Origin of the sequence: Bacteroides timonensis (genome assembly GCF_000513195.1) — a bacterium.
Classification (GTDB): Bacteria; Bacteroidota; Bacteroidia; order Bacteroidales; family Bacteroidaceae; genus Bacteroides; species Bacteroides timonensis.
In genome coordinates, this window is record NZ_CBVI010000021.1 from 1 (window position 1) to 5,648 (window position 5,648).

Genomic DNA, 5,648 nt, shown 5'->3' on the forward strand with positions numbered 1-5,648 from the left:
AATTTCCTGTTTACAAAAAGTTAGGAGTTTGTCGACAAGAAGTTAACTCCTTGTCGACAAACTCCTAACTTCTTGTAAATGGGAAACAGGCCGTTTTTCGGTCTTATTTACAGCCTTATTTATGTACCGAAGGCGAAAACCAGCACATATCTGACGATATTAGGGCTGTTTAGTGCCGTAAACACGGTGATTTTGCATAGATTATGAAGAAACGGTATATATGCGCATTAGTAGTTGATATACAAAAGATTAACATGTATTTCTTGTATGATTATCGAAAAAAAAAGTGTCGACAACGCCCTTACCTACACTTACATACACTCTTCCAGCACTCATGTAAACACCTGTAAGTGAACGGATAATCGGGAATAGTGTCGAGTGTCGACAAATTTGCAGAAATTCTTTGTTGTAAGATTGATCTTGATTCATGTTTTGCAAAGGAATAGGTATGCTGATGAATGATAATTTAATGAAGAATGATGAATGAAGAATGAAGAATTTAGCTGCGCTATGCAAGCATGCCGCAAGGTAATTCTTCATTCTTCATTCTTAGTTCTTCATTTCGCTAAATTATCATTTATAAACCTCCGTGTACTCCGTGGTGAAAAGATTCAAAACCCTACAGTAATGAATCAAAAGAACTAAGGTGAAGACTGCTTTCTTATGCCTTAACAAAGATTATTCTCACTGTTATGAGAAAAAAAACTCATCGTTATGAGAAAATATTCTCTCTATTATAAGATTTTATTCTCATAGGGGCGAGAATGTTTGAGAAAGTAGAAGGAAGAAGAGTTCCCTTGTGTGGTTTATACTTACATAATCCATTCCAGATAGTTCTCCGGTGTAATGATCACAGTTTCTTTTATTGGATAGTTATTCAAGAAAGGAGACGGAAAGGTCGTTTGGCGTTTATTAGGATTCCACTTCATTTCAAAAGCTGTGAATTTGCCGTCCGCTTCTTCTATATAGTCTATCTCTTGCTGCTGCGTGGTTCTCCAAAAGAAACTTTTGGCATAATTCCCTTTATAATGATTTGCTTTGATACGTTCGCTGATGAAGAAGTTTTCCCATAAAGCACCTGTGTCTTGGCGGAGGGATAATGGCGCAAAATTCTGAATGACCGCATTGCGAATACCATTGTCATAGAAATAAATCTTCTTGCCTTTTTTTAATTCTGTTCGTAAGTTACGGTTGAAAGCGTTCAGACGAAAGATGACGTAGCACTTTTCCAATAAGTCGATATATTTTTCTACCGTTTTGTTGTCGGTGCCGATGGTTTGTGCTACTTCATTGTAGGATACTTCGCTACCTACTTGCAGGGCAAGAGCGATAAGCAGCTTTTCCAGCAATACGGGACGGCGTATCTCATTCATAGCCAACAGGTCTTTGTACAGGTAGCTGTTGGCTATATTCATTAATAGTTCTTTAGCTTCATCGGCATGATTGATGATATCCGGATAGGAGCCATATATAAGTCGGGATTCAAACATCTGTTTGACAGCCAAGAGGCCTTGGGTGTCATATAACTCCGCCGTAGAAATGGGATAGAGGTGATATTCGTATTTGCGTCCGGTAAGAGGTTCGTTCAAATTGCTTTGCAATTCAAAAGATGAAGAGCCGGTAACTAGAAGTTGTACATTGACGAAATTGTCTGTAATGCGTTTTAAAGTTAAACCTATTTCCGGCACTCGTTGCGCTTCGTCTATTACAACGATTGTGTTGCTACCAATCAGCATTTTTAGTTCGGGGGTGTTGATGTTGGTCAACATCTCTTTTACTTCCGGTTCATCACAATTCAGTGTAAGTACTGTCTCTTTTCGATCCTTAATGATTTGATTGAATAATGTACTTTTCCCTACTTGTCTTGCACCGATTAGGATGATGGCCTTTCCTTTGAATAGATTGCCTTCGATTACCGATTGAAGTTTTCTGCGTATCATCTTTTCGTCTTATTTGATTTCAAGACAAATTTAAGCTTTAAAAGTTTAAATCCCAAATATTAGTATGATATTTGGGATTATAATCCTAAAAATTACACTAATATTTGGGGATGTTCATTTTCGGTTACGAAGAAACCTCATCACCGTTACTACTTTATAGAACGGTAATGAGGTTTTTATCAGAAAGGAGATTTTATTTGTTTACTTCACTTCCCAAATATCATTTGTCATCAACAGTTCCTTGAAGTTGTGATACTTCTTCTTTGCCGATACTTCTTCAATCTGTTCCATGATAGCATCGTCATAAGTCGGAGCTTCTACATCGCGGATCACACCGAGAGCAACCGGGAAGTCAGGCCCTTCCATCAGAGCCAATTTCAGTTGCAATGTATTATCCATGCAGTGTGCATCATGAACGAGGATATCCTTTTCTGTGATACCGTTCTCGCCCAACTTCACAACTTTCAGTCCGAAGCCTTCCTGCATCAATCCAAACTCTTTGTTCTCACCGAAAAGCATCGGCTTACCGTGTTCCAGATAGATAGCATTTTTGGCACGTCCGTCTTTGTTGTATACAGAGTCGTAGGTTCCGTCATTGAAGATAACGCAGTGTTGCAGAATCTCACACACAGCGGCTCCTTTATGGTTAGCGGCAGCCTTCAGAACTTCTCCTGTACCGGGACCATCTGTAGCTACACAGCGTGCAAAGAAACGTCCACGGGCACCGAAGCAGAGTTCAGCTGGGTGGAACGGATCTTCTACCGTACCATAAGGAGAGGATTTGCTGACGAAGCCACGGGGAGACGTCGGAGAATATTGTCCTTTTGTCAAACCGTAGATGCGGTTGTTCAGCAACAGAATGTTGATATCTATATTGCGACGGATAGCATGGATAAAGTGGTTACCACCGATAGCCAGACCGTCACCGTCACCTGAAACCTGCCAAACGCTCAGGTTAGGATTGGTTACTTTACATCCGGTAGAGATGGCGGCAGCACGTCCGTGGATAGTCTGCATCGCATATGTATTCATATAATAAGGTAGACGGCTAGAGCAACCGATACCCGAAATTACGGCAGTTTCCCAAGGCTTAACACCGATTTCTGCCAACGCTTTGTGCAGTGAATTCAAGAAGAAGTGGTCACCGCAACCCGGACACCAACGAGGTTGTCCTTTTTTGAAATCTTTAGCTGTATATTCGCTCATGATGTTCTTAAGTTTTAAGTTGATAAGTTTTTTAGTAGCTACGAGTTACGGGCTACAAGCTACAAGTCTGTTCAAGGCAGTACTTGTTACTCGTAGCCTGTAGCTTGTCACTTCTTCAGTATCTCGGTGAAGGCAGCCACCAATTCGCTTACTACGAACGGCTGTCCCTTGACTTCGTTGAATTGATACGGAGTGAAATTATCTACCTTCATGCGGAGATAACCGGCAAATTGTCCCAGATTCTGTTCGGCAACTACCACTTTCTTATATTTCTTCAATACTTCAGCCGTATTTTTAGGAAGTGGGTTGATATAAGAGAAGTGAGCTAAGGCTACTTTTTGTCCGGCTTTGTTCATCTCTTCCATAGCAGAATACAAGTGTCCGTAAGTACCGCCAAAACCTACAATCAGCAGGTCTGCATCATCTGCATAGCCTTGTACTTCTACATCGGGCACAGCAATCTTTGCAACTTTTTCTGCACGCAGGTGGCACATCAGGTTGTGGTTTTCAGGATCGGTAGAGATCGCACCTGTGTTGCTGTCTTTTTCCAGACCACCGAGGATATGAGTATAGCCTTCTTGTCCCGGAATGGCCCAGTAACGTACCTGGTTCTCAGGGTTGCGTTTATAAGGAGTATAGTTATCCTTCATTTCAGGAGTAACATACTGAGGTTTGATTTCAGGATATGTATCCAGATCCGGCAGCTTCCATGCACCGGAACCGTTGGCTACGAAACCGTCTGTCAACAGAACTACCGGAGTCATGTGCTCCAAAGCCATTTTACAAGCTGCATAGGCTGCATCGAAGCAGTTTGTCGGTGAGGTTGCAGCAATAACCGGCATCGGGCTTTCACCGTTACGGCCAAACAAGGCCTGCAATAAGTCAGTTTGTTCCGATTTAGTCGGCAAACCTGTGGAAGGGCCACCGCGCTGTACGTTCAGAACAACCAGAGGAAGTTCTGTAATCACTGCCAGGTTCATAGCCTCTGATTTCAGGCAGACACCCGGACCGGAAGTGGTAGTTACAGCCAATGCGCCTGCAAAAGAAGCACCGACAGCCGTGGCACAGCCGGAAATCTCATCTTCGCATTGAACGGTAATGACACCTAAGGATTTATGTTTGGAGAGTTCATGTAATACGTCCGTAGCAGGAGTGATGGGATAAGAACCCAGGAATAACTTCAGACCTGCCTTTTCAGCAGCAGCAATGAAACCGTAGGCTGTAGCTTTGTTGCCCATGATATCCATGTATATTCCGGGTGTTTTTATCTTACTTTCTATCTTATAAGTATGCGCTACGGAAGTGTGTGTATTGTGACCATAGTCGTAGCCGGCGTGAATCACCTTGATGTTGGCTGCTGCTATTTCCGGCTTTTTCGCAAACTTCTCTTTAAGGAAGTCTTCTGCAATCTTCAAGTCACGATTGAACAACCAGCATACCAGGCCGAGAGTGAACATGTTACGGCATTTCAGCATTGCTTTGTTGTCCATACCTGTTTCTGCCAGGCAATCTTTCACCATTTGAGAGATAGGAGCGGCAATAACATCTTGCTTGATACCCATTTCTTCGATAGGATTGTCAGTCTTGAAAGCGGCTTTTTGTAAATCGGAAGCTTGGAAACAGTCTGTGTCGATAATGATACAAGCAGTGGATTTAGCAAACTTATACTGTGTCTTCAGAGCGGCAGCGTTCATAGCTACCAATACGTCGCATTTATCACCCGGGGTGAATACTTTGCTGGCGCCGATGTGTACCTGGAAACCTGATACGCCGGTCAGAGAACCTTGCGGGGCGCGGATATCTGCGGGATAGTCGGGGAAAGTACTGATGTCATTTCCCACCGTAGCCGATACTGTTGAAAAGATGTTGCCGGCGAGCTGCATACCATCGCCGGAGTCTCCGGAAAAGCGGACTACCACTTGATCCAGTTCTTTTACCATCATGTCGTTTGCCATAATTTCGTATTACTATGATTAATTTATAGGATCACTTAAAATCTGTTCTTATGTTGGTTGGGGTACTTACAAAAAGTGCTACGCTTTTTATAGGCACGTTTGCAAATGTCGGAAAGTTATGCGACTTGGCAAAATCTTTTTGAGTTAATCTGTGATTGTGTACTAAAAGAATTGAGAAATGAGTGTTTTTTGATATTTGGAGTGAATAAAGCTCTGACTATGTGTCTGACTTGAACGAATAAAAGTTACATATTATCATTTGTTTTTGGTTGCGTGACTGTTGACTAAATGTAAGATTGAATCACCAATATACTACTGTTTGTAGCTGATTTAGGTTGACACTTTGATAAAATCTTGTGTAGACTGTATTTCTTTAACTTCTCGATAAAAGATTCATTCGCCTTTGTTAAATCGGGAGAATGCTTTATCTTTGCAACCGCAAATGTTTTTGGTCCTGTAGTTCAACGGATAGAATAGAAGTTTCCTAAACTTTAGATAGGGGTTCGATTCCCCTCGGGACTACAAAACAAAAAAGGGAAGCCATTTC

Annotated in this window: 3 protein-coding genes and 1 tRNA gene; 1 reads left to right on the forward strand and 3 read right to left on the reverse strand. The window is 42.0% G+C overall.

The window, feature by feature from the left end:
• Nucleotides 1–812: 812 nt before the first annotated feature.
• From BN161_RS06290 to BN161_RS06300, 3 genes are all read right to left on the reverse strand, one after another.
• Nucleotides 813–1,940: an ATP-binding protein gene (locus tag BN161_RS06290; protein WP_044264003.1), complete on the reverse strand. Its 1,128-nt coding sequence runs from the start codon at nucleotides 1,938–1,940 to the stop codon at nucleotides 813–815.
• 201 nt (nucleotides 1,941–2,141) lie between these two features.
• Nucleotides 2,142–3,146, reverse strand: coding sequence for a 2-oxoacid:ferredoxin oxidoreductase subunit beta (locus tag BN161_RS06295; protein WP_007219299.1), 1,005 nt, complete (start codon nucleotides 3,144–3,146; stop codon nucleotides 2,142–2,144).
• A 107-nt stretch (nucleotides 3,147–3,253) separates the two neighbouring features.
• Complete coding sequence (locus tag BN161_RS06300; RefSeq protein ID WP_044264008.1) at nucleotides 3,254–5,101, reverse strand: 2-oxoacid:acceptor oxidoreductase subunit alpha; 1,848 nt, start codon at nucleotides 5,099–5,101, stop codon at nucleotides 3,254–3,256.
• A gap of 450 nt (nucleotides 5,102–5,551) precedes the next feature.
• Between BN161_RS06300 and BN161_RS06305 the strand changes: the two genes are divergently transcribed.
• Nucleotides 5,552–5,623: transfer RNA gene (locus BN161_RS06305), tRNA-Arg, on the forward strand.
• Nucleotides 5,624–5,648: the final 25 nt, after the last annotated feature.

What these genes read in the sequence shown, in the direction of transcription:
- BN161_RS06290 (WP_044264003.1), bottom strand. Translation starts at nt 1,940, where the DNA reads ATGATACGCAGAAAACTTCAATCGGTAATCGAAGGCAATCTATTCAAA.
- BN161_RS06295 (WP_007219299.1), bottom strand. Translation starts at nt 3,146, where the DNA reads ATGAGCGAATATACAGCTAAAGATTTCAAAAAAGGACAACCTCGTTGG.
- BN161_RS06300 (WP_044264008.1), bottom strand. Translation starts at nt 5,101, where the DNA reads ATGGCAAACGACATGATGGTAAAAGAACTGGATCAAGTGGTAGTCCGC.